This is a genomic window from Mesorhizobium sp. M7A.F.Ca.CA.002.04.1.1, from assembly GCF_004022805.1.
GTDB lineage: Bacteria > Pseudomonadota > Alphaproteobacteria > Rhizobiales > Rhizobiaceae > Mesorhizobium > Mesorhizobium ciceri.
Genome location: NZ_RZPL01000622.1, coordinates 1 through 3,446, shown reverse-complemented (window position 1 = coordinate 3,446; position 3,446 = coordinate 1). Strand labels below are relative to the sequence as shown.

2 protein-coding genes and 1 pseudogene are annotated in these 3,446 nt (G+C 63.3%); 2 read left to right on the top strand and 1 reads right to left on the bottom strand.

From position 1 onward, the window contains the following. A partial coding sequence (locus ENZ75_RS25510) for a hydantoinase/oxoprolinase family protein (protein ID WP_128278405.1) occupies positions 1-2,624 on the bottom strand: 2,624 nt, incomplete at its 3' end. 80 nt (positions 2,625-2,704) lie between these two features. Between ENZ75_RS25510 and ENZ75_RS25505 the strand changes: the two genes are divergently transcribed. Together ENZ75_RS25505 and ENZ75_RS25500 are read left to right on the top strand one after the other, a co-directional pair. Continuing rightward, positions 2,705-3,079, top strand: a complete 375-nt coding sequence (locus tag ENZ75_RS25505; RefSeq protein WP_244514312.1) for a hypothetical protein — start codon at positions 2,705-2,707, stop codon at positions 3,077-3,079. Between the two features lie 174 nt (positions 3,080-3,253). Continuing rightward, a pseudogene (locus tag ENZ75_RS25500) lies at positions 3,254-3,446 on the top strand (molecular chaperone DjiA); the annotation flags it as partial.

Below are 3,446 nucleotides of genomic sequence, written 5' to 3'. Positions count from 1 at the left end.
GGATAGCGGTGACCGGTGAGCAGCGTTTCCAGCTCCTTCTCGCGGAAGCGGCCACGGTCGACGATGCGGAAATTGTCGAACAGCACGCCTTCCTCGTCGACCGTGGTGGCGAGCGGCGTCATCGAGCCGGGTGCCGTGCCGCCGATATCGGCGTGATGGCCGCGCGAGGCGGCCCAGAACAGGATTCTTTCCTTGGCATCATCGAAGACCGGCGTCACGACAGTGATGTCCGGCAGATGCGTGCCGCCATTGTAGGGTGCGTTGAGGGCAAAGACGTCGCCGGGGTGGATGTCGCCGGAATTCAGCCGGATGATGGTTTCGACCGAGCGGTCCATCGAGCCGAGATGCACCGGCATGTGCGGCGCATTGGCGACCAGCGCGCCGGTCCGGTCGAAGACGGCGCAGGAAAAATCCAGCCGTTCCTTGATGTTGACGGAATAGGCGGTGTTCTGCAGCGTGACGCCCATCTGCTCGGCGATCGACATGAAGAGGTTGTTGAAGACCTCCAGCATGACCGGATCGGCCTCGGTGCCGAGCGCTGCCTGCCGGCGCTTTTTCTCGACGCGGTGCAGGAGCACGTGGTTCCTGGCGGTGATTTCGGCCAGCCAGCCCGGCTCGATGACGATTGTCTGGTTCGGCTCGATAATCAAGGCAGGTCCCGCAACCCTGTTTCCCGGCTTCAGCGCCTCGCGGCGGAAGATGGGTGAAGTGCGCCACTCTCCCTCGGTGAAGATTTCGCGGGTCTGTGAAGGGCTTACGGCAAGGTCTTCGGTTCGCGATTCAGTTTCGTCGCGCCCAGTGCCGCCGGTGTCGGTGCCTTCGACGCCGACGGTCTCGACGATCATCGGCTTGTCGTCATAGACGAAACCGAACTGCGCCTTGTGGGCGATTTCAAAATCGCGCCTGGCCTGGAAAATCGAATCCGCCTCGAAATTCACCGGCAGTGTCGTGTCGGTGCCGTCGTAGCGAATGTGCAGCACCGGCTTCGTGGCGACCGTATCCTCGCCGATGCCTTGCGCCGCGAGTTCTGCGACAACGGCTTTCCTCAAGATGGCAATGAGGTTGCCGATCTCCGTTCTGGACTCTTCGGCAAGCGGTTTCAGCAGCGCCTGCTGGCGCGAGGCAAAGACCGAGGACAGGCCGATGCCATAGGCCGACAGAAGACCTGAGAAGGGATGGATCAGCACCGCTTCCATGCCGAGCGCATCGGCGACCAGGCAAGCGTGCTGGCCGCCGGCGCCGCCAAAACAGTTCAAGAGATATTCGGTGACGTCGTAGCCGCGCTGCACGGAGATCTTCTTGATGGCATTGGCCATGTTTTCGACGGCGATGGTGACGAAGCCCTCGGCGACAGACTCGGGCGACCGGCCGTCGCCGATTTCGGCGGCGAGTGCGGCGAATTTTGCCCGTACCGTCTCGACGTCGAGCGTCTGGTCCTGGCCGGGTCCGAAAATGGCCGGGAAGAAATCGGGCTGCAGCTTGCCCAGCATCACATTGGCGTCGGTGACGGCGAGCGGGCCGCCGCGCCGGTAGGCTGCCGGGCCGGGATTGGCGCCAGCCGAATCCGGCCCGGCCCGGAAGCGGCCGGCCTCGTAATGCAGGATCGAGCCGCCGCCGGCGGCGACGGTATGGATGCGCATCATCGGCGCGCGGATGCGCACGCCGGCGACCTCGGTGTCGAAGGCGCGCTCATATTCGCCGTCATAGTGAGCGACGTCGGTCGAGGTGCCGCCCATGTCGAAACCGATGACCTTGTCGAAGCCGGCGAGCCTGGCCGTCTCGACCATGCCGACGACACCGCCGGCTGGTCCTGACAGCAGTGCGTCCTTGCCCTGGAACATGTCGGCGGCGGTGAGACCGCCCGACGACATCATGAACATCAGGCGGGGGAATCGATCGCTCTCCCCCACAAGAGGGGAGCTTGGCGCCGCACCCAACTCTCCCGCCACCCTTTGCACATAGCGCGATAGGATCGGCGACAAATAGGCGTCGACCACCGCGGTGTCGCCGCGGCCGACCAGCTTGATCAGCGGCGAGACCTCATGGCTGACCGAGACCTGGCTGAAACCGAGTTTGCGGCAGACTTTCGCCACCGCCTTCTCGTGCTCGGGGTATTTCCAGGCGTGCATGAAGACGATGGCGACCGCATCGATGCCATCGGCCCTGGCCTGTTCGATCGCCGGCCGGCAGGCGGCGATATCGAGCAATTGTTCGACGCAGCCATCGGCGCGCACACGCTCGTTGATTTCGATGACGCGCTCGTAGAGCTGTTCGGGAAGGATGATCTCCTTGGCGAAGATGTCCGGGCGCGCCTGGTAGGCGATCTTCAGCGCATCGCGGAAGCCCTTGGTGATGAGCAAAAGCACGCGGTCGCCCTTGCGCTCCAGCAGCGCATTTGTGGCGACCGTGGTGCCCATCTTGATGTCGCCGATCAGGCCGCTCGGGATCGTGTCGCCGGCCGACAAGCCAAGAAGGTCGCGAATGCCCTGGATGGCGGCATCGTTATAGGCTTCGGGATTTTCGGAGAGAAGCTTGCGCGGGTGCAGCCCGCCCTCCGGATCTCGGCCGATGATATCGGTGAATGTGCCGCCGCGGTCGATCCAGAAATCCCATTTTTCGGTCATGACAGCCCCTGGCGCTCTTCTGTTCGATCGGTGTTTCGGCACATGCTGTTAGTTCGCTACGGCCTGAGCGGCAATCGCAAATGAACCAGACGATGTTACATGCGGAAACGCAACGTTACGAAACTCATGGCCGGCTGACGCATTTGTCCTTCGACCGCTCACGGCAACGTGAGCGTGTGTTGAAGGAGAGACAAATGAAAAAGCTCATTCTCGCGTCCGTTTCCGGTTTGGCTTTGCTTGGCGTCGCCGCCTGCAGTGACAGCGGTACGGACAACACCACCACCCAGAGCACCAACCCGCCGGCCGCCGAGGAACCGATGAAACCGGCCACCCCGGAAGCCACGCCGCCGGCCGCGACGCCTCCGGCAACGGATAATTCGACCACGAAGAGCATCACACCCGAGAAGCCCGCCGAGCCGGCTCCGGCAACACCAGCTCCTGCGCCCGCGCAGTAGTGAGCAAGCAGTACTTCTTGTGATGAATGAGGAAGGTCGGCTCGCGCCGGCCTTTCTCATGTCGTCCGAGCGCCGTGGGCCAATCCCTCTCGCGCGCCGGATCGATTTGTCGCGCAAAGCCTGCGGCACTGTCCCGGCTTGATAGGAGGGAGCGGTGGCTCTAAGAAGCAGGCCATGTCGATTTGGGATCGCCTCGGCGAGTTCATCACCCGCGTTTCATCCTCAACCTCGTCGGGTGTCGTCGACGTTGTCGAGGCTGTGCGCACGGTTTTCTCCGGCGATGCGGATTTGCGCCGGCGTGTCGCCTTTTCGGTGGCGATGATCGCGCTGTCGGCCAAGATGGCCAAGGCCGATGGCATCGTCACCC